The 26,380-nt window shown below is 29.1% G+C and carries 24 protein-coding genes; 18 read left to right on the forward strand and 6 right to left on the reverse strand.

Going from position 1 to position 26,380, the window contains the following annotated elements:
• Positions 1–61: 61 nt before the first annotated feature.
• Genes BX611_RS04825 through BX611_RS04840 form a run of 4 tightly spaced genes read right to left on the reverse strand, consistent with a single transcriptional unit; the run spans position 62 to position 2,692 of the window.
• A complete protein-coding gene (locus BX611_RS04825) occupies positions 62–268 on the reverse strand; it encodes a YwbE family protein (protein WP_115878622.1) in 207 nt (68 codons plus the stop codon).
• A 47-nt stretch (positions 269–315) separates the two neighbouring features.
• A complete protein-coding gene (locus BX611_RS04830; RefSeq protein ID WP_240324976.1) occupies positions 316–888 on the reverse strand; it encodes a PepSY-associated TM helix domain-containing protein in 573 nt (190 codons plus the stop codon).
• 26 nt (positions 889–914) lie between these two features.
• Positions 915–1,598 (reverse strand): LysE family translocator, encoded by a 684-nt coding sequence (locus BX611_RS04835; protein WP_115878624.1) that lies wholly within the window; start codon positions 1,596–1,598, stop codon positions 915–917.
• A 38-nt stretch (positions 1,599–1,636) separates the two neighbouring features.
• Complete coding sequence (locus BX611_RS04840) at positions 1,637–2,692, reverse strand: 2Fe-2S iron-sulfur cluster-binding protein (protein WP_115878626.1); 1,056 nt, start codon at positions 2,690–2,692, stop codon at positions 1,637–1,639.
• A 129-nt stretch (positions 2,693–2,821) separates the two neighbouring features.
• Between BX611_RS04840 and BX611_RS04845 the strand changes: the two genes are divergently transcribed.
• From BX611_RS04845 to BX611_RS04920, 16 genes are all read left to right on the forward strand, one after another.
• The gene (locus BX611_RS04845; RefSeq protein WP_115878628.1) at positions 2,822–4,300 is read left to right on the forward strand and encodes a DUF5687 family protein; all 1,479 of its coding nucleotides are present in this window, start codon (positions 2,822–2,824) and stop codon (positions 4,298–4,300) included.
• Between the two features lie 36 nt (positions 4,301–4,336).
• Entirely contained in the window at positions 4,337–5,032 is a 696-nt protein-coding gene (locus BX611_RS04850; protein WP_115878630.1) for an ABC transporter ATP-binding protein, read from the forward strand.
• Between the two features lie 92 nt (positions 5,033–5,124).
• The gene (porW, locus tag BX611_RS04855) at positions 5,125–7,380 is read left to right on the forward strand and encodes a type IX secretion system periplasmic lipoprotein PorW/SprE (protein WP_115878632.1); all 2,256 of its coding nucleotides are present in this window, start codon (positions 5,125–5,127) and stop codon (positions 7,378–7,380) included.
• A 24-nt stretch (positions 7,381–7,404) separates the two neighbouring features.
• Positions 7,405–7,806: a bactofilin family protein gene (locus BX611_RS04860; protein WP_115878634.1), complete on the forward strand. Its 402-nt coding sequence runs from the start codon at positions 7,405–7,407 to the stop codon at positions 7,804–7,806.
• Complete coding sequence (locus tag BX611_RS04865; protein ID WP_115878644.1) at positions 7,775–7,996, forward strand: AtpZ/AtpI family protein; 222 nt, start codon at positions 7,775–7,777, stop codon at positions 7,994–7,996. The genes BX611_RS04860 and BX611_RS04865 overlap by 32 nt, the downstream gene beginning before the upstream one ends.
• 8 nt (positions 7,997–8,004) lie before the next feature.
• The gene (locus BX611_RS04870) at positions 8,005–8,385 is read left to right on the forward strand and encodes a hypothetical protein (RefSeq protein WP_115878646.1); all 381 of its coding nucleotides are present in this window, start codon (positions 8,005–8,007) and stop codon (positions 8,383–8,385) included.
• 111 nt (positions 8,386–8,496) lie between these two features.
• Complete coding sequence (atpB, locus tag BX611_RS04875) at positions 8,497–9,630, forward strand: F0F1 ATP synthase subunit A (protein WP_115878648.1); 1,134 nt, start codon at positions 8,497–8,499, stop codon at positions 9,628–9,630.
• Positions 9,631–9,668: 38 nt separating this feature from the next.
• Complete coding sequence (atpE, locus tag BX611_RS04880) at positions 9,669–9,860, forward strand: ATP synthase F0 subunit C (RefSeq protein ID WP_091865249.1); 192 nt, start codon at positions 9,669–9,671, stop codon at positions 9,858–9,860.
• Between the two features lie 84 nt (positions 9,861–9,944).
• Positions 9,945–10,445, forward strand: a complete 501-nt coding sequence (locus BX611_RS04885) for a F0F1 ATP synthase subunit B (RefSeq protein ID WP_115878650.1) — start codon at positions 9,945–9,947, stop codon at positions 10,443–10,445.
• A gap of 7 nt (positions 10,446–10,452) precedes the next feature.
• On the forward strand, positions 10,453–10,995 hold the full coding sequence (atpH, locus tag BX611_RS04890) for an ATP synthase F1 subunit delta (RefSeq protein WP_115878652.1): 543 nt from the start codon (positions 10,453–10,455) through the stop codon (positions 10,993–10,995).
• Positions 10,996–11,042: 47 nt separating this feature from the next.
• Positions 11,043–12,620, forward strand: coding sequence for a F0F1 ATP synthase subunit alpha (gene atpA / locus BX611_RS04895; protein ID WP_115878654.1), 1,578 nt, complete (start codon positions 11,043–11,045; stop codon positions 12,618–12,620).
• A 65-nt stretch (positions 12,621–12,685) separates the two neighbouring features.
• Positions 12,686–13,546 (forward strand): ATP synthase F1 subunit gamma, encoded by an 861-nt coding sequence (atpG, locus tag BX611_RS04900; protein WP_115878656.1) that lies wholly within the window; start codon positions 12,686–12,688, stop codon positions 13,544–13,546.
• A 161-nt stretch (positions 13,547–13,707) separates the two neighbouring features.
• Positions 13,708–14,199, forward strand: coding sequence for a hypothetical protein (locus tag BX611_RS04905; protein ID WP_115878658.1), 492 nt, complete (start codon positions 13,708–13,710; stop codon positions 14,197–14,199).
• 116 nt (positions 14,200–14,315) lie between these two features.
• The gene (locus BX611_RS04910) at positions 14,316–15,248 is read left to right on the forward strand and encodes a hypothetical protein (protein ID WP_115878986.1); all 933 of its coding nucleotides are present in this window, start codon (positions 14,316–14,318) and stop codon (positions 15,246–15,248) included.
• Between the two features lie 111 nt (positions 15,249–15,359).
• Entirely contained in the window at positions 15,360–16,115 is a 756-nt protein-coding gene (locus BX611_RS04915) for an SDR family NAD(P)-dependent oxidoreductase (RefSeq protein WP_115878660.1), read from the forward strand.
• A 9-nt stretch (positions 16,116–16,124) separates the two neighbouring features.
• Positions 16,125–17,270, forward strand: coding sequence for an ATP-binding protein (locus BX611_RS04920; RefSeq protein WP_115878662.1), 1,146 nt, complete (start codon positions 16,125–16,127; stop codon positions 17,268–17,270).
• Between the two features lies 1 nt (position 17,271).
• On the opposite strand, the gene BX611_RS04925 is transcribed toward BX611_RS04920, so the two are convergent.
• Both BX611_RS04925 and BX611_RS04930 read right to left on the reverse strand, forming a co-directional pair.
• Positions 17,272–21,504 (reverse strand): proprotein convertase P-domain-containing protein, encoded by a 4,233-nt coding sequence (locus BX611_RS04925; RefSeq protein ID WP_115878664.1) that lies wholly within the window; start codon positions 21,502–21,504, stop codon positions 17,272–17,274.
• A 48-nt stretch (positions 21,505–21,552) separates the two neighbouring features.
• Positions 21,553–22,884, reverse strand: a complete 1,332-nt coding sequence (locus BX611_RS04930; protein WP_115878988.1) for a deoxyguanosinetriphosphate triphosphohydrolase — start codon at positions 22,882–22,884, stop codon at positions 21,553–21,555.
• A 160-nt stretch (positions 22,885–23,044) separates the two neighbouring features.
• Between BX611_RS04930 and BX611_RS04935 the strand changes: the two genes are divergently transcribed.
• A complete protein-coding gene (locus BX611_RS04935; RefSeq protein WP_162880030.1) occupies positions 23,045–23,440 on the forward strand; it encodes a carboxypeptidase-like regulatory domain-containing protein in 396 nt (131 codons plus the stop codon).
• Positions 23,441–23,540: 100 nt separating this feature from the next.
• Positions 23,541–26,276: an outer membrane beta-barrel protein gene (locus tag BX611_RS04940; RefSeq protein WP_115878668.1), complete on the forward strand. Its 2,736-nt coding sequence runs from the start codon at positions 23,541–23,543 to the stop codon at positions 26,274–26,276.
• Positions 26,277–26,380 lie beyond the last annotated feature (104 nt).

Raw genomic sequence — 26,380 nt, forward strand, 5'->3', positions numbered from 1 at the left:
TTAAATAGGTCGAATTTCAGTTTAATTTAGGTGAACTTATAAAAATATAATTCGATATAAGTCATGTAATTACATTTTTAACGCGACCAACCTCACCGGTTTCAAGCATCACTTTTATTCCATGTGGATGGTTTAGGGAATTAGTAAGAATTCTTTTAACAAACCCTTCCGTTAATTCACCACTGCGTTGGTGGTTTTTTTGAACAATTTCAACTTCAGAACCTATTTGGATGTTTTTTCTAAAGTTTCCGCTTATTTTGTTTTCCATATTGAAATTTTTACCAAAAAAGACAAATAATTAATAACCAAAGATAACTAAGTGTTTCTCTTTCTCTGTTTTTTAAGTCTTTTTGGCCCGTACCAAAGCCAAAAACCTGTTATTGTAAACAGTAATAAAGCTATCCCCATTATTGAAGTATAAATTAACTTAAATGGTTTTGTTGAGGTATTAAACCAAGTATCTAATATTGTTCCATCGTGTAAATCTTCTATAAAATCTGAATATCTTTTTCCTAAGTTTAATAAATCACCGGTTGCTCCATCAAGTTGAACTTCCCAATTGTGTTTTTCAAACACAAACTTTACAATTCCTTTATTTTTGCGAATATCAATTCTATCAAGTTCAAGAGAAATATTTGGAGCAATAGAATCTTGTAAAATTTTACAGGCATTTTTATGCAAGCTATCAATAGGTAACCACTCACTTAATTCTACTGATGTACCTTGTTGATTTTTAGGTATAATAAGTTCGTTACTATTATTTTTCCAGCCTAATAAAATTCCTGTTACTGCTATAAAAAAGAAAAATATAAAAAGCATAGCACCAGTTGTTCTGTGTATTTTTCTAAAAATTCTTAAAATTTTTGCTTGTGTTTGTCTAGAGTTCAATTTTTCAAAAAATATAGTAGGTTATTTTAATTAGTTGTTTCAACTTTATCAATTACGTTATCAATATTAAGTCGTTCTTTAGGAAGAAATCCTTTTAGAATTAGTACAACACCAAACACTATTAATAAAATTCCCATTGCACGTTTTATTTTATATGTTACAGAAGGAGTTAAGTATTTTTTAAGCTGTTTTGCGAGGGTTATTTTTCCAATATCAGTAATAAAATAACTTAATAAAATAACTGAAAAGTAATTAAATATTTTCCCAGCATTCATTTGTAAGTTAGAACCAATAACTACAATCATACCTAACCAAAATGCTAAAACACCAATATTGATAAAATTTAATAAAAAGCCCTTAATAAAAAGTTTAGGGTAATTTGTTTTTTCAGGAAGTACTAAGGTTTCATCTTGAACCACTCTTTTTTGACTTTTATCTAAAAAGGTAATTATACCGTAAACCAATAAAATTAAACCACCAATATAAAAAAGCCGCGGATCATCTTTTATGCGTTCCAATAAACTTTTACTCCCATAATAGGCTATTAAAATAAAGGTTATATCACCTAAAATTACGCCTAAATCAAAAGCTATTGCAGCACGTGCACCTTTTATAATACTGGTTTGAATGAGCATAAAAAATACAGGACCAATCATAAAGGCTAGAAAAAACCCAATGAGTACTGCTTCTTTAATTTCATCAAATGCCATATATTATTTTTTTATAAAAAGTGAAATTACTTTAAATTTTAAACATCATCGTAATCTATAGTAATTTTTTCTGTAGTTGGGTGCGCCTGACAGGTTAAAATTAAACCCTCATTAACTTCTTCGTTAGATAAAATAGCGTTTTTATCCATTACTGCTTTACCTTCAATAACTTTCCCCAAACAACTACTGCAAATACCACCTTGACAAGAATATGGAGCATCTAATCCTTCTTTTAATGCGGCAGTTAAAATGGTTGTTTTTGAATCCATTTCAAAAGTAGTTTCTTCATCATCTACAATTACTGTAATTTTACAAGTTCCTTCAAAAGTTTCCGTAGTTTTAGTTTCATCAGTAACAGGAACAGAAAATAATTCGAAATGAATGTTTTTTTCAGTTAAACCATAGCTAATTAAAGTTTCTTTTGCGGTTTTAATCATAGCTTCAGGTCCGCATAAAAAAGCATTATCAAAAGTTATATTTTTAAATTTATTTTTTATTACAAAGTTTATATTTCCACTATCAATCCTTCCAAAAAGTGCATTTTCTTGTTCTTCTCGGCTATATACATATTGTATATTTAATTTATTAGGATAGTTGTTTTGTAAACTTTCTATTTCGTTTTTAAAAATAGTTTCAGCAACTGTTTTATTTCCATAAATAAGTGTAAAAGTACTGTTAGGTTCTTCCGTTAAAGTGGCTTTAACCATTGCCATAATTGGTGTAATTCCACTTCCTGCTGCAATTCCAATATAATTTTTAGCATTAGTTGCTGCAGTTTCTAATACAAATTTTCCTTCGGGTTTTGAAACTTCTAATATATCACCCTCTTTTAAAATTGTAGTTGCAAAAACAGAGAATGTACCATTATCAACTGCTTTAACGGCAATACGAAGTTCGCCACTATTTGGTGCTGAACAAATAGAATATGCTCTTCGTAATTCCTCTCCTGCAATTGATTTTTTAATATTTAAATAGTGACCGGCTTTAAATTTAAATTCGTGTTTAAGTTCAGTTGGAATATCAAATAAAATTGAAACAGTATTTTGGGTTTCTTTTTTTATTTCTTTTATGGTAAGCTTGTGAAATTTCGACATAATCAATTATTTAATGAGTACAAAAGTAGTTAAACTTTGTCTAATTAATTTTTAATTAGCTTACTTTTACCTGTAACAAATCAGTCTAAAAACATACTTATTAACCACAAAGTCATAAAATCAAACCAAATGATTAAATATTTTATAAATTTTCAGTGGAAACAATTTTTTCGTTCATCATATTGGCAAAAAAGTATTGCTTTAAATATTTTAATGGCTTTTTTAGCAATTTATTTTATGCTAACATTCCTTGTTTTAGGAATTAGTATATACCCTTTATTAAAAAAACAATTTCCAGAATCGGATCCATTAATTTTAGTAAATGGTTTTTTGTTTTATTGGTTTTTAGGCGATTTATTAATGCGATTTTTTCTTCAAAAATTACCAGTAATAAATATAAAACCATTCTTGGTTTTACCCATTAAACGAAGTAAAATATTAAATTATGTATTGGGAAAATCGGCTGTTTCATTTTTTAATTTTTTACCACTTTTTGCAATAATTCCTTTTGGAATTATTTTAATTTTTGAAGATTATAGCACAACAACTGCTATAGTTTGGATGGTATTAATGTACGTTTGTACTTTAATTATAAACTTTTTAAATTTTATTATAGAAGCAAAATCAGCAGAAACAGAATTATCTTTTTTACCAATAATTGCAATTGCTTCTGGGTTATTTGCCTTAAACTATTTTGAAATTATTTCGTTTTCAACATTATTAGCAAATGGTATAAATGCCGTAACTGCCAATCCAATTTTAGTACTTGTCCCTGTATTAATATTAGTTGGATTGTACTTTATAAATTACACCGCATTAAAAGAAAAATTATATGTAGATGGTTCATTAAAAGCAAAAACAGAAACAGCAACAACTACAGATTTGGCTTGGACTCGAAGGTTTGGAGATATTGCACCATTTTTACAATTAGATTTAAAATTACTTTGGAGAAATAAACGTCCGCGTTCTTCCATTTTTATTGTTGTAATTGGGTTACTTTATGGGTTGTTTTTTTACCCAAATCCAATTTATAAAGAAATGGTTCCAATGTTTGTTTTTGTTGGAATATTTGTAACAGGTATTTTTATGATCAACTTTGGGCAATTTATTCCGGCTTGGGATAGTGGTTATTACAAGTTATTAATGAGTCAGAACATTAAGTACAAAGAGTATCTAAATTCAAAATTTTCATTAATGATAATTAGTGCCATTGTAATGTTTATATTAAGTATTCCGTATGTTTATTTTGGGTGGAAAATTTTAGCAATTCATTTTGCTGCAATGGTTTATAACATTGGAATAAATTCGCATATTCTATTATTTGGAGGCTCTTTTAACAGAAAAAAAATAGATTTAACACAACGCGCCGCATTTAACTATCAAGGTACAGGAGCTGTACAATGGCTTATTGGATTTCCGTTATTGTTAATTCCAATTCTACTATTTTACGTGCCTTATTATTTTATCAATTTTGAAGCAGGTATTGCCACCTTAATTATTTTAGGAGGAATCGGGATAATATTTCATCAAAAGTTAATGAGTTTTATAACAAAACAGTATTTAAATTCAAAACACAAAATGATTAGTGCTTTTGACCAAAATAATTAAACGACTAAATATTTCAATAAATTAAAGATTATAATAATGATAAAATCTACAGAACTTTCAAAAAAATACGGAGAAAATATAGTTTTAAATATAACATCTTTAGAAATACCAAAAGGGCAGGCATTTGGTTTAGTTGGAAATAATGGTGCTGGAAAAACCACTTATTTTAATTTATTGTTAGACCTTATAAAACCAACAACCGGAAGCGTAACTAATAATAATATTCAAGTTAATAAAAGTGAAGATTGGAAACCATTTACGGCTGCTTTTATTGATGAAAGCTTTTTAATTGGCTATTTAACTCCTGAAGAATATTTTTATTTTATTGGTGAATTACGAGGAATGAATAAAGCAGATATCGATACTTTTTTAGGGCAATTCACAGAAATTTTTAATGATGAAATATTAGGCGGGAAAAAATATTTAAGAGATTTGTCTAAAGGAAATCAGAAAAAGGCAGGAATTGTTGCGGCATTAATTGGAAACCCAGAAGTTATAATTTTAGATGAGCCATTCGCAAATTTAGATCCAACAACACAAATTAGACTTAAAAAACTACTAAGAGATTTAACTAAAAATAGCAATGCTACCATTTTAATTTCAAGCCATGATTTAGGCCATATAACCGAAGTTTGCGAACGAATTGTTGTGCTGGATAAAGGAAGCATTGTAAAAGATATTAAAACTTCTGAAGAAACTTTAAAAGAGTTAGAGGCGTATTTTTCTGTGTAAGTTATTTAAATACACATTATTTTGTATTTTTACAAACCTTTAACAATAATTACACTAAGTATAAGTTAAGAGGTTAGTAAAAATAAACTCTATTGAATAATATCTTTAAAATATTTGTTAGCTTTTTAATTGCACTAATTATTGTTGGTTGCTCTACAAAAAAAGATGCTTTTTTAAATAGAAATTTTCATTCGGTTAATACAAAGTACAATATACTTTTTAACGGACATGAAGCTTTAAGAGTTGGTTTAGAGCAATTAAACGCTAATTACGAAGATAATTTTTGGGAACGTTTACCAGTGGAACCTCTTAAAGTAGAGGTTTTAGCTTTACCGGGTGTAACTGCAAATGCAGATAATTCCCCTAAAGAATTTGAAAGAGCTGAAGAAAAAGCCGTAAAAGCAATTCAAAAACATTCTATGCTTATTGCGCGGCAGGAAAGAAATAAACAAATTGATGATGCCTACTTATTATTAGGAAAATCTCGGTATTATTCAAAAAGATTTGTTCCTGCATTAGAAGCTTTTAACTATGTTATCAGCAATTATCCAAGAGCCAACTTAATAAATGAAACTAAGGTTTGGCAAGCCAAAACGCTAGTTCGTTTAAGAAATGAAGAGCAAGCAATTCAAAACTTACAAGTACTCTTAAAAAATGAATCCATAAAACAGACAATTTTTGAAGATTCGCATACGGTTTTGGCAATGGCGTATATTAGTTTAGATAGTATAGATAAAGCATTGTACCATTTAAATAAAGGAGTGCTAATAACCAATAAAAATAAAGTTATTGCAAATGCAATGATTACTAAAAAGAAAACAAATGTAATTAAGCCTGAACTATCTACTAAAAATGCAGAACAAACAGCGCGTAATTTGTTTATTATTGGTCAAATTTATAAGGAAAAAGGCAACATAGATTCTTCAAATATTGCATTTAATAACATTATAAAATTTAATAAAGCACCTCGTAAATATAGTGTAAGAGCTCAAATTGAAAAGGCCAAAAATTTTATTTCAAAAGAAGATGCAATGTCTGCAATTGATGCACTTCAAAAAATGGCAAAAAATAGAGATAATAAAGCGTATTTAGATGAAATTTATTATCAATTAGGTTTTATTGAAAATACTAATAATTCTGAAACAGCAATAGATTATTTTAAAAAATCTTTATTGGCAAGTGATATAAATAATTTTCAAAAAGAGCTTTCTTTTGAAGCTGCCGGAAATTACTATTTTGATAAAGCGCAATTTGCCACTGCAGGTGCTTATTACGATAGTATTTTAGGAATTACTAAAAGCGAAAATTCTAAACGAGTTAGAAGGTTGGCAAGAAAACGCTCAAACTTAAACGATGTTATTTTATATGAAAGCATTGCAAAAAACAACGATAGTATTTTAAAAATTGTTGCAATGAGTAAAGAAGAGCAAACAGCTTTCTTTAACTCATATATTGAAAATTTAAAAGCAACAGATGAAAAGCAACAACAAATAGCCTCATCTGGTAATGGATTCTTTAAAAGCTTAGGGCTAAATAATAAAAATACTAAAGAAACAGGGAAATGGTATTTTTACAATACACAAACTTTGGGTTTTGGAGAACAGGAATTTAAGCGAATTTGGGGAAATCGTCCACTTGAAGAAAATTGGAGACTCAGCAACAAAACACAACTTAATTTTCAGGGAAATAATTTAGATGCATTGCAAGTAGTAAAAAAGATTGATGAATCTAAAAAATATGATCTTGATTATTATTTAGAAAATATTCCTTCAGATTTGTCTAAAATTGATAGTTTAAAACACGATAGAAATAATGCCTATTACAAATTAGGTGTTATTTATAAAGAACAATTTAATGAGTATGATTTAGCAATAGCTAAATTTGAAGACTTACTTTTATTAAATCCTGATGAAAAGCTTGAAGTTCCAACAAAATATCATTTATATAAAATTTACGAAACTCAAAATAACAGTAAAGCTGCAATATTAAAGGATGATATTACTACAAATTTTGCAACATCATTGTATGCTAAAATACTTTTAAATCCTAATTCGGTATTAACCGAAGAAGTTGAAAGTGCTCCTGAAAGTGAATATGCATTAGTTTTTTATGATTATAAAGACAATAATTTTGATGCTGTTATAGAAAAAGCAAATTTGGCAATAACTAAATATGAAGGTCATGCAATTGTACCAAAATTCGAATTATTAAAAGCATACACAATTGGTAAAAAAGAAGGACTAGAAGCTTTTCAGATTGCCTTGGATTTTGTTGCAACAAATTACCCAAACACCGAAGAAGGAAAAAAGGCATTAGAAGTAATTGAAACCATAAAATCAAAAATATAATAATCCCATTAATAATTAAGAACCATGTTTTCAGAAAAAAAGGAAAAACAACCACAAACTTTAGAGCGTAATATTATTGGAAAAAACACTTCAATTGTAGGAGATATAATTTCAGAAGGAGATTTTAGAATTGATGGAAAAGTTGAAGGAACTATAAAAACAAACGGAAGAGTTATAATTGGAGGTTCTGGCTTTGTAAGCGGAAAAGTTGAATGTAATTATGCAGATATTGAAGGTAAATTTTCTGGTGAATTGTCAGTTAATAATATTTTGTCATTAAAAGCTACTGCAAAAATTTCTGGAAATGTAATTATTGGAAAATTATCGGTTGAGCCAGGAGCAGAATTTAATGCAACCTGCGCAATGAAAAATGCTACAGTTAAGGAATTAAAAAATGAACAAAATACCAAAGAAAGGACAGCTTAACAAATACCTCCAATTAACTGGTATTGCATTTCAAATGGGTGCTACAATTTATTTAGCAGCTTACTTTGGTAAAAAACTAGATAGTTATTATCAAAACGAAAAAAAAATTTTCACGTTACTTCTTGTATTATTAGGTTTGGCAGTTTCAATATGGAATGTGTTGCGACAGTTGAAGAAAATTAATCAATAACCTTTTTTATGTACCTAATTTTTAAACGTTTTCTAATAGAACTATTATTGGGGATATTATTGGCTTTTAGCATACACTTAACAATTTTAAATTTAAACAGTTTGCCACTATTTGATAATAGTATTATTACATCTTATATTGTAAATATGTTATTGGCTTTTATAATATTTACGGCACTTTATTTAGTGAGAGATAAATTTAAAAATGAAATTGGTTTTTTATTTATGGGTGGAAGTTTTCTTAAATTCTTTATTTTCTTTCTTGTTTTTTTACCTGTTTTTAAAGAAGATGGCTCAATAAATAAACTAGAATTTGCTTCTTTTTTTGTACCCTATACAGTGTGTTTAGTAATAGAAACATTGGGAGTTATTAGACTACTTAAAAACTAGAGTATTACTTAATTTAGATTCAATAAAAACAAAGAATAATTTATTTTTGATTTTTAATTTAAAAACATACCTTTGCAGCTAATTTTAAGCAACGACTATTATTTAGGTAATATGCAAAGAAAAAATCTAGTTAAAGCGCTCACTTTATTGTTATTGGTATTTGCTTTTTCGGCAAAGGCTCAGCACGAAACAACTGTTGAAGAACATGGTGACAAAGATATTAAAACAACTATTAAAGAATACATTCAGCACCATCTTCAAGATTCTTACGACTTTAGTTTAACTTCTTATACAAATGATAATGGAGAGCATGTGTATATTGGAGCTCCACTTCCTGTTGTTTTAATAGATGGTGGATTACAGGTGTTTTCTTCATCCAAATTTCATCATGGAGAAACTGTTGCTGAAGTAGGTGAAAATTATTATAAAGTTTATCACGGAAAAATTTACAAAACAGATGCTGCTGGTACTATTAATTTAGATGATCATCACCATCCTACTAATGCAAAGCCTTTAGACTTTTCTATTACAAAAAATGTAGCTGTAATCTTTTTAGTTGGATTGTTAATGTTCTTCTTATTTAGAGGTTTAGCTAATTCTTATGCGAAAAATAATGGTATCGCAACTGGATCAGGTCGTTTCTTTGAGCCTATCATACTTTATATTAGAGATGATATTGCAATTCCAAACATTGGAGAAGAAAAGTATAAAAAGTATATGCCTTATTTATTAACGGTATTCTTTTTTATATGGATAATAAATATGTTAGGGTTAACACCAATAGGTGTAAATGTTACAAATAGTATTTCTGTAACTGTAGCTTTAGCGTTAATTACGTTTTTAATCACAAACTTTACTGGTACTAAAGACTATTGGTTGCATATTTTTGATCCATTAGGAAGTTCTATGCCTTGGATAGCAAAAATCCCATTGTATATCATACTTATACCAATTGAAGTTTTAGGTATTTTTATTAAGCCATTCTCATTATTAATTCGTTTATATGCAAATATAAAAGCAGGTCATATTGTATTAATGAGTTTAATTGGTTTAATGTTTATTTTTAAAAGTTGGTTAGGTAGTCCTTTATCATTTGGATTAGCTTTCGCAATTTCTTTAATTGAATTATTAGTAGCACTATTACAAGCATATATTTTTACAATGTTATCAGCATTGTATTTTGGATTCGCTAGTGAAACACATGAGCATGCAGAGGAACACAAAGGCGAAATAGAACACTTGTAAGAAATAAATTGAATGTTTAATTTTTAATTATATATATTATGGAAATCCCAGTAATGGTAGGAGCAGGTTTAGTGGTTATCGGTGTAGGTATCGGTATTGGTAAAATTGGTGGTTCAGCAATGGACGCAATCGCCCGTCAACCTGAGGCTTATGGAAAAATCCAAACAGCAATGTTGATTGCAGCAGCGCTTATTGAAGGTATTGGATTTGCTGCATTATTTGCAGTTTAATTCTAAATTACAAAGCAAAGTTGTAACGGTTGGTTGCAACTTTGCTTATTAAAAATTAAAACAATATAATACTAACTATATATTATGGAGAAGTTATTAGGAGAATTTTCAATTGGATTGTTTTTTTGGCAAACAGTATTATTTCTAGCATTACTGTTCTTATTAAGAAAGTTTGCTTGGAAACCGATTTTAAATGCGGTTAATGAAAGAGAAGAAGGAATAAAAAATGCATTAGATGAGGCTGAAAATGCACGTAAAGAAATGCAAAATCTGAATGCAGACAATGAGCGAATTTTAAAAGAAGCACGTGCACAACGTGACGAACTTTTAAAAGAAGCACGTGAAATGAAAGAAAACATTATTTCTGAAGCAAAAGGAGAAGCTCAAATACAAGCTAATAAAGTTGTCGAGCAAGCACAAGCAACTATCCAGGCTGAAAAACAAGCAGCAATTACAGATTTAAAAAATCAAGTTGCTGAATTATCAGTAGGAATTGCAGAAAAAGTTGTTAGAGGAGAGTTATCAGACAAAAACAAGCAGATAAAACTTGTTGAAGAAATGTTAAAAGAAGTAACAATTAGCTAATTAACAAATGAGCGGATCTAGAGCAGCAGTAAGATATGCAAAGGCAGTATTAAATTTTGCACTTGAACAAAATAAAGAAGTTGAAGTGAATAATGACATGTTGTTGGTAGCTAACACAATTGAAGAAAGTAAAGATTTACAATTATTGTTGAATAGTCCAATTTTAAAATCGGATCTTAAAAAATCAACGTTAAAAGAAGTTTTTTCTGGAAAAATTTCAAGTTTATCAATTGGTCTAATTGATCTTTTAGTAGATAATAAAAGGTTAGCAATATTAGTTGATGTTGCAAAAAAATACACAGAAATTTTTGACAAATTAAAGGGAATTGAAGTAGCTAAAGTAACTTCTGCAATTCCTTTAACCGAAGATTTAAATAAACAAGTTTTAGCGAAAGTTAAAGAAATTACAGGGAAACAAGCAACAATTGAAAATATTATAAATCCAGATATTATTGGGGGATTTATATTACGTATAGGAGATGTTCAGTACGATGCAAGTATTTTCAATAAATTACAAGCATTAAAAAGACAATTTGAAAGCGAGATTTAAATCTCAAATTAAAAAATAAAAGATTTTAGTTTTAAAAAATAAATAAAATGGCATCAATAAAACCAGCTGAAGTATCAGCGATTTTAAAACAACAATTAGCAGGGTTTGAAGCATCAGCTTCATTAGACGAAGTTGGAACAGTATTGCAAGTGGGTGATGGTATTGCTCGTGTATACGGTTTGGCAAATGCTCAATACGGTGAACTTGTTGAATTTGAAGATGGATTAGAAGGGATTGTATTGAACTTAGAAGAAGACAATGTAGGTGTTGTTTTATTAGGACATTCTAAAAATATTAAAGAAGGTTCTACTGTAAAACGTACTGAAAGAATTGCTTCATTACAAGTAGGTGAAGGAATTGTTGGACGTGTAGTTAATACATTAGGATTTCCAATTGATGGTAAAGGACCAATACAAGGTGAAACTTTTGAAATGCCCCTAGAACGTAAAGCTCCTGGTGTAATTTATCGTGAGCCAGTAACAGAACCATTACAAACAGGTTTAAAAGCAGTTGATGCTATGATTCCAGTTGGTAGAGGTCAACGTGAGCTTATTATTGGTGACCGTCAAACAGGTAAATCTACAGTTGCTATTGATACTATTATCAATCAAAAAGAATTTTATGATGCAGGTGTTCCAGTATATTGTATATATGTTGCAATTGGACAAAAAGCATCAACAGTTGCAGGTATTGCAAATTTGTTTGAAGAAAAAGGAGCAATGGCTTATACAACAATAATTGCTGCAAATGCTTCAGATCCTGCTGCAATGCAAGTTTATGCTCCAATGGGAGGTGCAGCAATTGGAGAATATTTTAGAGATACAGGTCGTCCAGCTTTAATTGTTTATGATGATTTATCTAAACAAGCTGTAGCATACCGTGAGATTTCGTTATTATTACGTCGTCCACCAGGACGTGAGGCATATCCAGGTGACGTTTTTTACTTACACTCTCGTTTATTAGAACGTGCTGCAAAAGTAATTAATGATGATACTATTGCTGCCCAAATGAATGATGTTCCTGATTCTTTACAAGGTAAAATAAAAGGAGGAGGTTCATTAACAGCATTACCTATTATTGAAACACAAGCAGGTGACGTTTCGGCATATATTCCAACAAACGTAATTTCAATTACAGATGGACAAATTTTCTTAGATGGAGATTTGTTTAACTCAGGTGTACGTCCAGCTATTAACGTAGGTATTTCTGTATCTCGAGTAGGTGGTAATGCACAAATTAAATCAATGAAAAAAGTTGCAGGAACTTTAAAATTAGACCAGGCGCAATATCGTGAGTTAGAAGCGTTTGCTAAGTTTGGTTCAGATTTAGATGCTGCAACCTTAAACGTAATTGAAAAAGGAAAACGTAATGTTGAAATTTTAAAACAAGCACAATCGGATCCATTTAAAGTTGAAGATCAAATTGCAATAATTTATGCAGGTTCTAAAAACTTATTAAGAGCAGTTCCTGTTGAAAAAGTTAAAGAATTTGAATCTGATTTCATTCAATATTTAAATGCAAAACACAGAGGTACTTTAGATACTTTAAAAGCTGGTAAGTTAACTGATGAAGTAATAGATACTTTAACAAGCGCAGCTAAAGAAGTTTCAGCTAAATACATTTAATAAAGACTTTAGTATTAAGTATTGAGGAAATATACCTCAATACTTAATACTCAATACCAATATAAATGGCAAACTTAAAAGAAATACGTAATAGAATTACTTCCATTGGTTCAACAATGCAAATAACCAGTGCCATGAAAATGGTATCTGCCGCTAAGTTGAAAAAAGCCCAGGATGCAATTACTCAAATGCGCCCATATGCTAATAAATTAACGGAATTGCTACAAAGTTTAAGCGCAACGTTAGATGGTGATATAGGTGGTGTTTATTCTAAACAAAGAGAAGTGTCAAATGTTTTGTTGGTTGTAATAACTTCAAACAGAGGTTTATGTGGAGGTTTTAATTCATCGGTAATTAAAGCTACTGTAAAACATGCAAAAGATAATTATAAAGGAAAAAAAGTTGATTTGCTTACAATAGGTAAAAAAGGAAATGACTTATTATCTAAGACCTTTAATATTGTTGAAAATCATACTGAAATTTATGATGATTTAACATTTAATAATGTAGCTGTTATTGCTGAAAAAATAATGAGTTTGTTTGCTGAAGGAAACTATGATAAAGTTGAATTGATTTACAATCGATTTAAAAATGCTGCAACTCAAATTGAAACAATTGAACAATTTTTGCCAATTGCTCCAATTGAAGGAACTACAAATGTAAATATTGATTATATTTTTGAACCATCTAAAGCAGAAATTGTGTTAGAATTGATTCCAAAATCGTTAAAGACACAATTATATAAAGCTATTAGAGATTCATTTGCATCTGAGCACGGAGCTCGTATGACAGCAATGCATAAAGCAACAGATAATGCAACTGACTTACGAAACGATTTGTTGTTAACTTATAACAAAGCTCGTCAAGCTGCAATTACTAATGAAATTTTAGAAATTGTTGGAGGTGCAGAAGCATTGAACAATTAACGCGAATAAGAGTAGCCAAATTTTTGAAAAGGTGCTGAGGTGCTAATAATTAGAGATTTTAAAAATTTTTATAGACATATTTAAAAGAGCTTATCAATATTGATAAGCTCTTTTTTATTAATTTGGTATATATTTTGTTTATAGATAACTAAAAAAGTGAAATGAATAAATTAGTATATACCATAGTTTTCGGTTTATTATTTTTGGCATTTTCTTGTTGTAGCTCCTCAAAAATTAAGGCAGATAATAAATTTCAAAACAATCCACCATTTAAAATTGTTAAAGCAGTTTATAAAAATTGGGTTGGCGGTCAGCCGGGTGTAAAAGGGTATTTAGTTCAATTTGAAATTGATAATCCCGAGATAGTATTAGATACTGTATATTTCAGAAATATGAAAACAAAGCTAAAAAAAGATTTTACTTCTGAAAATAATACATATGTAGGAACATTTATTTTACCTCATATAATAAAAGATTATATTTTACATAAAGACCCAAAAAAAGAGTTTGGAAATGAGCCACCTATAGTATCTGAAAATATCCCTTTTGTTTTAAATGATAATGAAGCAGTAATATCATATATTTTTAATAATAAAACAGCATATTATAAGGTTTCTAATATAATTGAAATTAAAAATACTTCAAAATATTAAATTATTAGAAAGTATAACTCACATAAAATCAAGTATATAAAAAGTTAAAATTCATAATAATATTTTTTGGCATAGATTTTGAAAATCCTATACTATAACCCAAAAACTAAATGATTATGAAAACTTTAAAATTACTTATCGCAACCCTAATTATAGGAATATCATTTTCTTCTTGTAGTGTTATAATTGACGATACCGACCCTATTTATTATGAAACATTAGAGGATGTAGTAACAAATTACGATTTATGGTATGTGGACTATAATAAAACAACTGGAAATGGAGATGTACCTTTTTTATCTAAAGCTTTCACAATTTCATTTATAAATGGGAAATTATTTGCAAATAATAATTTAGTTGGAATTGGTTCAACAGGAAACGGATATGGAATTCAAATAGGTTATTATGATACGTTTAAAGGATTTTTAGAAGTTGACCACAATTTAGATGGGTATTTTGATTTTGATGTAATTCAAATTTCAAGTGATAAAATTAAATTAAAGGATAATTATAATAATGTTACCTATTATTTAGAAGGTTACCAAAAGTATAGTTTTGATTACGATCAAATATTTTATGATAACATTGAATATTTTTTGCAAGAATACAATGCCTGGGAAAAAACATTTACAAGTAATGAAGGAGAAATAAATGAGTTTGATTATGAGAATTTTTTAGCATTTACACCCGAAAATTTAACAACATTTTATTCTTCTAAAGATGAAGTTGGCACAGATATTGCAAATATCTATTGGGATTATGTAGGAGGGTATGAAGTGTTTAATGTTCAGGGATATGATAACCTTAAAATTTTAACTTTAAATTATGATTCTTGGGGCAATGAAGAGTTTGAGTTGAGCGTTATAAATGATGGAAAGATTAGTTTGTACCACTTAGATTCTGGAACAACCTATGAGTTTGAAGGAAGAGGTTACATACAATATTTAAAAAACAGTTCGGCAAAAAATGCAAAAGAAAGTGTAAGTAATGAAGGTAGAAAACGAACTAAAATAATAAGAGAAACGAAAATTAGAAGAAATTTAAAATAAAGTTTGGTTAGTTGATTTTTGGTTGGTTATTTTTTAATAACCAATTGATGAAGCCGCTCCTCCCTTGGAGCGGTTTTTTTGTATCTTTATATTTCTAAAAATTATTTTAAAATGAAATCAAAAACTGCATTTATAACTGGCGCAACTTCTGGAATTGGAAAAGCAACTGCAGAAATTTTCGCCAAAAATAGTATTAACTTAGTTCTTTGTGGTAGAAGAAAAGAAAGGTTATTAAAATTAAAAACGGAATTAAGTAAATTAACCAATGTAACAACCTTACAATTTGATGTTAGTAATAAACTTGAAGTATTTAATGCCATAAAGTCACTTCCTAAAGCATTTCAAAAAATTGATATTTTAATAAACAATGCAGGAAATGCCCACGGTTTAAGCACCATTCAAGAAGGTAGTATAGAAGATTGGGATGCTATGATTGATATAAACGTAAAAGGATTGTTATATGTTTCAAAAGCCATACTTCCACAAATGGTTGAAAGAAATGATGGATTTGTAGTAAATATAGGTTCAATTGCAGGAAAAGAGGTGTACCCAAACGGAAACGTATATTGCGCATCTAAATACGCTGTAAATGCTTTAAATAAAGCTATGCGAATAGATTTAAACAAACATAATATTCGTGTTTCTGCAATTCATCCAGGAGCAGTAGAAACAGAATTTTCTGAAGTTCGATTTAAAGGAAATTCTGAAAAAGCTAAAAATGTTTATAAAGGCTTTAAAGCTTTACAAGCTGAAGATATTGCAGATATTATTAATTTTGTGGTAACAAGACCACCTCATGTAAATATTGAAGATTTAATTGTATATCCAACTGCACAGGCTAGTGCAACCATTTTAAATAGAGAATAGCGTTTTAAAATGATTAACAAGCGTCTATTAATAAAAAATTTACTAGCTCATAATGATGAAAATAGCTTTTATGATAAAAAGCAAAAAATATCGTTAGATACCAAAGAAGGTAAAGCTAAGTTTTTAAAACATGTTTGTGCGTTATCAAATTCAAACCCTGAAAATAATTCATATATAGTAATTGGAGTTGAAGATCAACTTAATAAAATTGAAGGTGTCGATTTTTTTGATGATAGTAAAATTCAAAATTTAATAAATTCATATTTTAAAAATCCGCCAAAAATCCAATACGAAAATATTCCTTTTCCAAGTTTACCAAGATATAAAGTTGTTGGTTTAGTTACAATTAGCCCTATTAATAAAGTAACTTCTTTAAAAAAAGGAATTTGGAAATATGTAAGAGGGAGAATTTTTTATAGAAGAGGAAGCAACTCAATGTCCACCTTAGGTAAATTTGAATTAAAAAGTACTAATAAAGATATTGTTGAAGCCATAGAAAAAAACGCAAGTAACAGCATTCAGTTAACTTTAGATGGCGTTTTTGATTTTTTTAATAGACATAAAGAAGCATACAATCCAACCTACAAAGTATTTAATGAACAATTTGTGTTGTGTTGGGCAGGAGAAAAAAAGACTGTTGGTGATAAAGTTTTTTATTCTAGAGTTGATATTGAACTGATAAATGAACAAGTGCGTTTATTTTACTCGGCATTAGACGAGGTTAAAATTGAATATAATAAACAATCATTTATTATTACAGAATATGTGTTTTTAAGAATTAAAGATGAATTTGATTTTTATCCACTAGAAAAAACTGTTATTCATTTTAAAGAAAATGGAAAACATGATATTGTAACAGAGCTATTATTTAAACCACCTTGTTTTAACAAAAAAGAACTGCACCATATATTTAATAATTGCAATACCATTTTAAGTAAATTAAAAAAGAAAGTCCCTTTAAATGAAATTGAACGTGTTGATTTACAAGAATTACCAACAAATTATATGATTTGTGTTTTAAATGAAATTCCAAATGCTTTTTCCAAGTTAAAAGAATCTAAAAATGTCTTAAAAAATTTAGAGGATAAAACAAGTTATATAAAATATAAAGAAGCTGTTCGAGTTTTAAGAAAAGTAAATTATCAAGGCAACTAAATTATTTTATAATTATTTTTTTACTTCCTTGCGCAGATTCAGCACTTAGTTTTAAAATATACATACCTGAAGCTAATCCATTTACTGAGATCTTTTCAACAGCACTATTAGTAATATTTAATTCATCATAAAAAACTTTTTGTCCATTTATGTTATAAATTTCTATAACAGTTTTTCCCAGTAAAGTTTTTGAAACAATTGAAAATTCACCAGATGAAACTGTTGGAAATACGGAGGTTCCTGTTTTTTCAAAAAACTGATCGTCAATACTTAAAGCAACAGCATCAATATTTATATTAATTATTTGGTTGGGTAAAAACCCATTTGTTGCATTGGTAATATCAACTTTAAACACATCTGAGGTACTAATTCCACTGCTATTTACATAAGTAAGTTTACTTGTATTAATATCATTTTGAGAAAATGTTTCGCCAAGATTTAATACAGTATTGTTTAATTTTAAATCACCAACAACTGGCAGTTCAGTAAGCATATAAATTTGTTCAGTATCAGTTGAACCACTACTTGAGGCTTCCATATCGGCAGTTAAAAAAGTATAGGTTGAATTGGCATTAACTGTTACAGGTGTTGCTTTAGTTAAAATTGAATTGGTAATAGGTTGATTTTCACAAATTTCTAAAGACCAATTGTTAATTGTTCCTGTATCTGTATTCCAGTAATCAAATACTCTTAATGTCCAATCACCAAATACATTTTCTGAATTGAATCCAGATAAAAGATTGGATGGTATAGCTGTACCAGAAACAGGGCTTGCACAAGTTATTATTGCTGAGGCATCATCATTATAAGTAACAGCTATATTATCTTCACCATTACATTCTCTGTTGAATAAAACAATTTCAGTATTATTTGGCGATATAAGAGATATTACTAGATCTTGTATGTAAGTATGCGAAATATTTATAGATACATTTACATCAGCTATTGTGAAACTAGAAGGAAAATTGATAATGGATTCTGCAGCATTACCTGGTTGATTTGCACCAATACCATCAGGAATACTTAAATTAGGAGCTACACTTTCACTAACACATTGAGATGTATTAGTTTGAAATTTTTGAGTTTCAGAATAATTGGCTGTTATACATTCATTTTTAGAACGTACTCTCCAATAATAAACTGTACTTAAATCTAAAATTGTTGAAATTGTATATGATGTATTTGTAGTATTTGTTGTTTCAATAATTGTGTTAAAACCAGCATCGGTAGAAATATCAAAATCATAAGAAGATGCTTCAATATCTGAACTCCATGTAAAATTTGTTCCAAAATAAGCTATATCAGTAGCTTCATTTATTGGTGAAGTAGGATTCACAATATTAATAGTAGTATCATCAACTCTTAAAATAATATCTATTGAATTTGTTTGATTTCCTGTTCCGATAACTGTAATAGGGTAATCTCCAACAGCTAAGGAACTTACATTACTAACAGTCATCGTAAATGTACCTTGCGTACTTAATGATGACGGACTAAAGTTTATACTTACACTACCAGGTTCTCCGGAAGTTGAAAATGTTGTTACTGTATTGTAAGAGGGACTAGTATTAAAGTCAAAATTGAAAACAGCAGTATTATTACAAGTAGTAACCGTAGTATTTGAAGTAGTAATAGTAAAATCTGTTGCTGAAAATTTACCAGTAAATACACCTCTTCCAAAAGTTGTAGCTAGAATGTTATTGTCACTTATACGTAAATCTAAATCTACAACTTTTACATCACGCATTCCATTATATGAAGAAGTCCAAGTTGGAGAAGTATCGTTAAAATTAGAACTTGCCCAAACACCTAGTTCAGTACCTACAATAACCTCATTAGATAATAGAGGGTTTTGCAAAATACATTTTACAGGCATATCGGGTAAATTTCCTTCTTTATTTTGCCAATTTGTTCCACCGTCTGGAGAATACCAAATACTCTGCACCCCATAATTATGAAACGTCACAAAAATATCGTCTTCAGTTTCTCCAAATTCAATATCGGAAATACTACCAATAAATGAACCTCCACTTATATCTTCCCAACCAATGCTATTTGTATTTACAAGTTGAGCATTAGTTAATTTCAACAATTTCCCATCTGCAGTTCCTACCATTAATAAAGTACTTGCAGTTGTATATGGAGAAACTTTAAATGCTGTTGGCGCACTAGTTAATAAAACATCTGTAAATTGACTTTTTGTAGCACTTGAAGCTCCTAAATGATACCTGTTTATTTGATAACTTCCATTAGTGCCATTTGAAAAAAGTATATCTAAATTATGATCTAAACCTGCTTGGTTTATAAAATCTCCTTCTGTATTTCCACTTTCTATTGAATAATCTGTACCTAAACCAGTTAAATCATAATAATAATGGTAATTGTAAACATAGGACACAATCATATAATCGCCACTGTTATCAATCTCGCTAAAAGCACCATCACCACCAAAAACATCAACACTAGAATTTATTCCAGCACTTGCATTATTTATAAATTGTGAACCATTGTCTTGTGCTCCAGCTAAAATTAATTCAGTATTAGAGTTTGGACCATAAGCTCCATAGTAAAACTGAGTTACATTATAGTTTGTATTTCTTACGGAAAAAGTACTGTTTGTTTTTGCTATAGATAAATCATTGGAATAATATACACCACCATCACAACCAATTACAGCTTCATTATTATTTCCTGGTCTAAAAGTAAAAGCATGTTGATCTGCGTGTACAATAGAACAGGAAAGACCTGCTAAATTATTATTATTAGACCATTTAGAAATTTGTTCCCATTCGGTTACCAAATCAGTATTTTCTCCTTGTGTAGTTCTAAATAAATCAATACCTCCAACATAAATAATATCATCATTTGTGGGATCAACTTCAATCATTAAATCATAAAAATCTTGTCCTCTTGTAAAATCATTTTCCGGAATTCCTGTATCTGCATCATTGGGTTTTGCTAATTCATATGTTTCGGGTAATGGATCATTTAAAGGTTTTGTAAATGCGTCAGTAGTTGCATAAATATGTGGGCCAGTACTTGTTGTGCCTTCTGTTAGTGCATACATCTTAGATGTAGTTGTACTTGAAACAGCTAGTTCTACCCTGTTGGAATTTGGTAATGGAGAAGCCCCAGCCTCAGTCCAAGTCAAACCATTTGTTGAACTAAATATTCTACCTCCACCAGCACCACCAATTCCGGGGGTTGTAATAGTACCAAACCATATTGTTGTATTTCCAGTTGAAATGTCAGTAGAAATTTCAAAATCGTTCGGTATAAAATAAAAATTAAAACCACTCCATTGAAATTCCATATTTACAGATTCTATTCTATTCCAAATAGCACCATTATCTGTAGTTTTATATAAACCAGCAGATTGTAGGCCTAACCAGTTATTTGGATTTGCGGCATCTCCATATAAATGACCACCAACGCCAATAAATACTTCGGTTGAAGTTCCATTATCCCAAGCGATAATATCGTTTATATAATATATTCCAGTTAGAAACAAAGATGTTGAACTTGATAAATCTCCAACACCTGCTAATTGTACTGGAATATTTGTCCAATTAGAACCACCATCTATTGTTTTATAAACTCCATTTCCAACAGCTGCACCAAATGTATATTGTTCACCAGTTCCAATATACCAAATTAAAGAGTTATTTGGGTCAACTGTAATACAAGAAACATTCATATTACTTGGAACACCAGAAACTGAAGTCCAAGAAGAACTAGGATCTGTTATATCCTCATTTTTCCATAAACCACCACTTACGCCACCAGCAAACACACGTTTATTTGTTGCATCATTTGGATCAAATAAAACAACTCTTGTTCTTCCACCAACATTATTTGGCCCCCTTTCCTCCCAACTATTACTAACCGCATCTCCTGGGTTTCTATTAGATAAAGTTTTGTCTTTTTTATTTCTATTTTGTTGAAGTTCTAAAACTTTATATGGTTCTGGCTTCCCAGTTGCAGGATTCATTGTTAACTCCCACATACGTTCGTAATATTTATTGGGAGGTAAGCCCTTAGCTTTTCGCTCTTCTTTTGAAAGTTTTAAAGTTTTTTTAAAAGGACTATTATTTAAATAGGAAGTGTGTTTTTCTCTTAAAGTTGAAACACTATTATCAATTTTCACATATTTTTTATCAGTTGAATTAATTAAATAACTAATAAGCAATAGTGATGAAAAAAACAAAAATATAAGGGTTCGTTGTTTTTTCATTTTAGGGGTTAAAATAAATAAAAAAAATTAATTTTTTTCTAAACAAAGTTAGCCATTTATTTTTTTATACAACTGTAATGCAAAACCATCAGTTAAACTTGCAACAAAACCACAGATAGTTAAAACCCTCATATACAGAGTTTCCTTTGGTTTTTGTAAACTTTCAGGTAATAAATTAATAATTAATTTATCGTAATTTGAAAGGGTGTTTTCAAATTTATTATTAGTAGCTGTTAAAAAAACGTCCAACAATTTTGAAATTATAGAATATCCTACCAACTCCTTTTCTATAACTTCACGGCTTTTATAAATTTTTTCAACACTTAACTTAATAATGTCGTTTATTTGAGCTTCGTATTTGCATTTTTCTAAAAGAGAATAGCGATAATCTCCGTTTAAAATAGCTTCTTCATTTTCTAAAAACACTTTGGTAGCTTCATTAATAAGTGTTCCAATTGCTAAAGCACGTAAATAACTTAATCGGTCTTTTTTATGTTTTAACTGATAATATTTTTCGGAATTGATAGTGTCCTTAACTAACTTTATTAAATATTCTAAAGCAAATTCTTCTTCAATTAAGCCTAAATTAATTCCATCTTCAAAATCTATAATAGTATAGCAAATATCGTCAGCTGCTTCAACTAAATAAGCTAAAGGATGCCTTTTAAAAGCTACATCTTCATTTTTTCCTGTTGAAATTAAACCTAATTCCTGGGCTAATTCATTAAAAAAATGTAGTTCAGACTGAAATATTCCATATTTTTTATCAGCAATATGAGTAGTTGGTTTTTTGGGTAATGATTCTTTTGGGTATTTTAAAAAAGCGCCTAAAGTTGCATACGATAAACGTAAACCACCTTCTATACCTTCTTTATTTTCAGTTAAAATTCTAAATCCGTTGGCATTACCTTCAAAATCAATTAAATCTTGCCATTGTTTTTTGGTGAGTTTTTCTTTATAATTTTTTCCATTTCCATTTATAAAATATTCCCCAATTGCTTTTTCTCCACTATGTCCAAAAGGTGGATTTCCAATATCATGAGCCAAAGCGGCTGTGGCAACAATGGCACCAAAATCGTTCATTTTGTATCCTAAATCTGTTAATTCAGGATGTTTTTCTAGCACTTTTTCACCAACAATTCTACCTAATGAACGCGCAACAACACTAACTTCTAAACTATGTGTTAAGCGCGTATGTACAAAATCCGTTTTTGATAATGGAACAACCTGAGTTTTATCTTGTAAGCTTCTAAATGAATCAGAAAAAATAATTCGGTCATAATCTACTTCAAAACCTAGGCGAGTCTCATCTTGTAGATTTCTAAATCTTTTTTGTGTATCGCCATATCTCTTTAAAGATAACAGTTGATTCCAATCCATTTTCATTTTTTATAGTTTGGTGCAATATAGCTAATAATTTATATTTTTTTCTATTCAAATAATATTGAAAATTAACAATTAGCTTATAAAACCATAATACAGGCTTAACTATTATTTAACAATGAGATGGTTTATTTGTATATAAATAATTATGTGCGTTATGAGGTTTTTTATTATTACATTTTTCTTTTTTATAAGTCTTCAAAATTTTGGTCAATCATTTAAAATGAGTTCCTTAATTGACGATTATAATAGAAACGGTGAAATAGAAGGGGTTGTGTTTGATGGTGAAAATGAAAGTGAGCCTTTAATTTTTGCAGAAGTATTTGTAAAAGAAACAAATATGGCAGTAGTAACTGAAATTGATGGTTCTTTTAAACTTAGTTTAAAACCTGGAAAATATTCGTTATTATTTAGTTTTATTGGTTATAAATCTATTGAAATTAAAAATATAGAGGTTTCCTCTAGTAGTACAATAAAACTAAACCAAGTATTAAATGCTTTAAAAATAGAAACCTCTATTTCTGAAATTAATACTATTTTAAAAGCAAAGTAACTTACATTAAATTAACATATTTATTACTATTAAATAACACCTCGTTAACTTTTCATTTACTTAGTAACTCTTCCTTTGCGTCAAGAAATATTAGACAAAAATGAAGAAAATTTTTACAGTAATTATAGTACTTATTAGTACAGTTATTTTTAGTCAAACTAAAGGAACAATTTCAGGAATTGTTTTAGACAAAGAGGTTGATAATTCGCCATTGCCTTTTGCAAATGTTTTTATTAAAGGAACAACAATAGGAACAACAACAGAATTTGAAGGAACCTATACTTTTCAGGTTAGTCCTGGAACATACACAGTTGTATTCAGTTTTATTGGATATCAAACAATTGAAATTCCAAATGTAGTTGTTTATGAAGGTGAAACAACAAAATTAGATCAGATATTAAGCGCAAGCCAAGGGGTTTCTTTAAATGAAATTCAAATTACAGGTTCAACCAAAAAAGAATCTGAAAGTGCACTTTTAACTGAGCAAAAAAAGGCTACTGTTATTAAAGAAAGTATTGGAGCAGAAAGACTGGCAAAAACAGGTGTTTCTAATGCGGCAGTTGCAACTTCTAAAATTTCAGGAGTAACAAAAAATGAAGGATCAGGTGATATTTATATTCGTGGTTTAGGAGATCGCTATTTAACTTCAACAATGAATGGTTTGCCAATTCCATCTGATGATGTTGAAAAGAAAAACATAGATTTAAATTTATTCTCTACTGATATTATTCAAAATGTTGGAATAAGTAAAACGTACGCCACAGAAAGTTATGCAGATCAAGCTTCTGGAAATGTTGATATTACAACAAAAGAATATAGCGGCGGTAAATTTTCAGTTGATATTAGTGGTGGTACAAATACCAATGTAATTAAAGAAGGTGTTTTTGATAATTTTAAGGCTACACAAAATGTTAATGATGTTAGTTTTGGTATTTATACAAAACCATACGCCCTGGTGAATGCCATAACTTTACAAAGTTGGAATACTGAAACAAGAAGTACTCCTTTAGATTTTGGAATTTCATTTTCTGGTGGTAAAAAGTTTGAAATTTTTGGGAAAGATTTATCAATTTTTGCAACAGCTTCTCATGATAATTCATTTAGTCATGAAAAAGGGATATTTAAAAAGTACAGGTCTAATGTATTAGATAATTCTTTTACGGATGCTGAAACTTATGGTTCTAATGTTAACACAACAGGGCTATTTAATTTAGCATATAAATTAAATGGAAATCATAAAATAAGTTACAACAGTTTATTTGTAAATAAAACTATTGATTATTTATATGAACAAGGTAGAAATGGGGAAGGTTATGTTTTTGACCAAGATCCTTCTGAATATGGTGCTTTTGTAAGAGATCAAAACTTGAAGCAAACTCGTATGTTTGTGAATCAAGTTTTAGGTACTCATAATATAACTGAAAACAATAAACTAAATTGGGCTGTTGGTTACAATTATGTAATAGCAAAAGAACCTAACCGTATTAGAAATGAGGTTAATATACTAGATGAAAATACAGTTCAATTTGCTCATGTTGGAGATTTTCAACAAAGAAAATCAAGTCAAAAAATTAAAGATACGGAGCTAAATGGTTATGTAAAAGATCAGCTTATTTTTAATGCGGATAATGACCATCCTATTAAATTAAATTTTGGAGCAAATTTTCGTCAAAAAGAAAGAAGTTTTAGTTCATTGTTTATTGGTGTAAGAGCAAAGGGATTTCAGGTAGCCTCAATTGATAATTTATCAGAAGCTTTTCAAAAAATGTATTTTGATAATGGTACGCTTATTTTAAGAGAAAGAACGCCAGATATTTATGAGGCTAATCTTGATGCATATGCGGGTTTTGCAAATGTGGATTTTGGATTTAAAAAATTTACAGGAAATATTGGAGTAAGATATGAAACGGATGAATTAGGAATAATTTGGGATGTCGGAAATTATGTTGGTAGAGTTGGAAGTTTATCAAACAATTATAACAATATTTTACCAAGCTTAAATTTAAAGTTTGAAATAGATGAAAAAAACTTTGTACGACTTGCAGGTAGTAAAACAATAACACTTCCTGAATTTAAAGAATTGGCTCCTTTTGAATATGTTTCGCCATTAGGAAGGGTTACTAAAGGAAATCCTGATTTAAAAGAATCAACAAATTACAATATTGATATTAAGTGGGAACTGTTCCCTTCACCAAAAGAATTGGTTTCTTTTACCAGTTTTTACAAAAGAATTCAAGATCCAATAAACTTATCTCAAACAAGAGGTTCTTCAGGGAATTTCTCATATGATAATACTGGTGAAAAAGCGGATGTAATTGGAATTGAGTTTGAGACAAGATTAGAGCTTATTGATTCAGAAAAAAGTAATTTAAATCTTAATTTTAACGCTACAAGAATGTGGTTTAAACAAGATTTATTAGAGGAATTTCAGTACAACCAAAAAACAGTATCTAATTTACAAGGCGCTTCAGAGTTTATAATTAATACTGCAGTAAGTTTTTCTAATAACCAAGAAAATGAATTTGTTGCAACATTAGCAGGAAACTATTCGTCTGATAAAATTTATGCACTTGGTGCACCTGAAGATTTTGCAAATAGTGCCGTTTTGTATAACGATGAAATTATTGAAAAAGGTTTTGTAACATTAGATTTAGTTTTAAGCAAAAAGTTAAGTGAGAATCTTTCATTGAAAATTTCTGGCAAAAACATTTTAAATCCAAATATTGAACAATCTCAAAAAGTTAAAAGCTTATCCACTCAGGTTGAAACCAATGAGATAATTAGTTCGTATAAAAAAGGAATGAATTTAAATTTAGGAATAAAATATACTTTTTAAAAATATTTTAATTCTATAAAAAAGGCTGTTAATTATTAATAATTAACAGCCTTTTTTATTTAAAAATCGGCATAACATTTTTTTAACATTTCCAATAAATTCGT

The sequence above is a fragment of the Lutibacter oceani genome, from assembly GCF_003384935.1.
In the GTDB taxonomy this organism is placed as follows: domain Bacteria; phylum Bacteroidota; class Bacteroidia; order Flavobacteriales; family Flavobacteriaceae; genus Lutibacter; species Lutibacter oceani.

What these genes read in the sequence shown, in the direction of transcription:
- BX611_RS04825 (WP_115878622.1), bottom strand. Translation starts at nt 268, where the DNA reads ATGGAAAACAAAATAAGCGGAAACTTTAGAAAAAACATCCAAATAGGT.
- BX611_RS04835 (WP_115878624.1), bottom strand. Translation starts at nt 1,598, where the DNA reads ATGGCATTTGATGAAATTAAAGAAGCAGTACTCATTGGGTTTTTTCTA.
- BX611_RS04840 (WP_115878626.1), bottom strand. Translation starts at nt 2,692, where the DNA reads ATGTCGAAATTTCACAAGCTTACCATAAAAGAAATAAAAAAAGAAACC.
- BX611_RS04845 (WP_115878628.1), top strand. Translation starts at nt 2,822, where the DNA reads ATGATTAAATATTTTATAAATTTTCAGTGGAAACAATTTTTTCGTTCA.
- BX611_RS04850 (WP_115878630.1), top strand. Translation starts at nt 4,337, where the DNA reads ATGATAAAATCTACAGAACTTTCAAAAAAATACGGAGAAAATATAGTT.
- BX611_RS04860 (WP_115878634.1), top strand. Translation starts at nt 7,405, where the DNA reads ATGTTTTCAGAAAAAAAGGAAAAACAACCACAAACTTTAGAGCGTAAT.
- BX611_RS04865 (WP_115878644.1), top strand. Translation starts at nt 7,775, where the DNA reads ATGAACAAAATACCAAAGAAAGGACAGCTTAACAAATACCTCCAATTA.
- BX611_RS04870 (WP_115878646.1), top strand. Translation starts at nt 8,005, where the DNA reads ATGTACCTAATTTTTAAACGTTTTCTAATAGAACTATTATTGGGGATA.
- atpB (WP_115878648.1), top strand. Translation starts at nt 8,497, where the DNA reads ATGCAAAGAAAAAATCTAGTTAAAGCGCTCACTTTATTGTTATTGGTA.
- atpE (WP_091865249.1), top strand. Translation starts at nt 9,669, where the DNA reads ATGGAAATCCCAGTAATGGTAGGAGCAGGTTTAGTGGTTATCGGTGTA.
- BX611_RS04885 (WP_115878650.1), top strand. Translation starts at nt 9,945, where the DNA reads ATGGAGAAGTTATTAGGAGAATTTTCAATTGGATTGTTTTTTTGGCAA.
- atpH (WP_115878652.1), top strand. Translation starts at nt 10,453, where the DNA reads ATGAGCGGATCTAGAGCAGCAGTAAGATATGCAAAGGCAGTATTAAAT.
- atpA (WP_115878654.1), top strand. Translation starts at nt 11,043, where the DNA reads ATGGCATCAATAAAACCAGCTGAAGTATCAGCGATTTTAAAACAACAA.
- atpG (WP_115878656.1), top strand. Translation starts at nt 12,686, where the DNA reads ATGGCAAACTTAAAAGAAATACGTAATAGAATTACTTCCATTGGTTCA.
- BX611_RS04905 (WP_115878658.1), top strand. Translation starts at nt 13,708, where the DNA reads ATGAATAAATTAGTATATACCATAGTTTTCGGTTTATTATTTTTGGCA.
- BX611_RS04910 (WP_115878986.1), top strand. Translation starts at nt 14,316, where the DNA reads ATGAAAACTTTAAAATTACTTATCGCAACCCTAATTATAGGAATATCA.
- BX611_RS04915 (WP_115878660.1), top strand. Translation starts at nt 15,360, where the DNA reads ATGAAATCAAAAACTGCATTTATAACTGGCGCAACTTCTGGAATTGGA.
- BX611_RS04920 (WP_115878662.1), top strand. Translation starts at nt 16,125, where the DNA reads ATGATTAACAAGCGTCTATTAATAAAAAATTTACTAGCTCATAATGAT.
- BX611_RS04925 (WP_115878664.1), bottom strand. Translation starts at nt 21,504, where the DNA reads ATGAAAAAACAACGAACCCTTATATTTTTGTTTTTTTCATCACTATTG.
- BX611_RS04930 (WP_115878988.1), bottom strand. Translation starts at nt 22,884, where the DNA reads ATGGATTGGAATCAACTGTTATCTTTAAAGAGATATGGCGATACACAA.
- BX611_RS04935 (WP_162880030.1), top strand. Translation starts at nt 23,045, where the DNA reads ATGAGGTTTTTTATTATTACATTTTTCTTTTTTATAAGTCTTCAAAAT.
- BX611_RS04940 (WP_115878668.1), top strand. Translation starts at nt 23,541, where the DNA reads ATGAAGAAAATTTTTACAGTAATTATAGTACTTATTAGTACAGTTATT.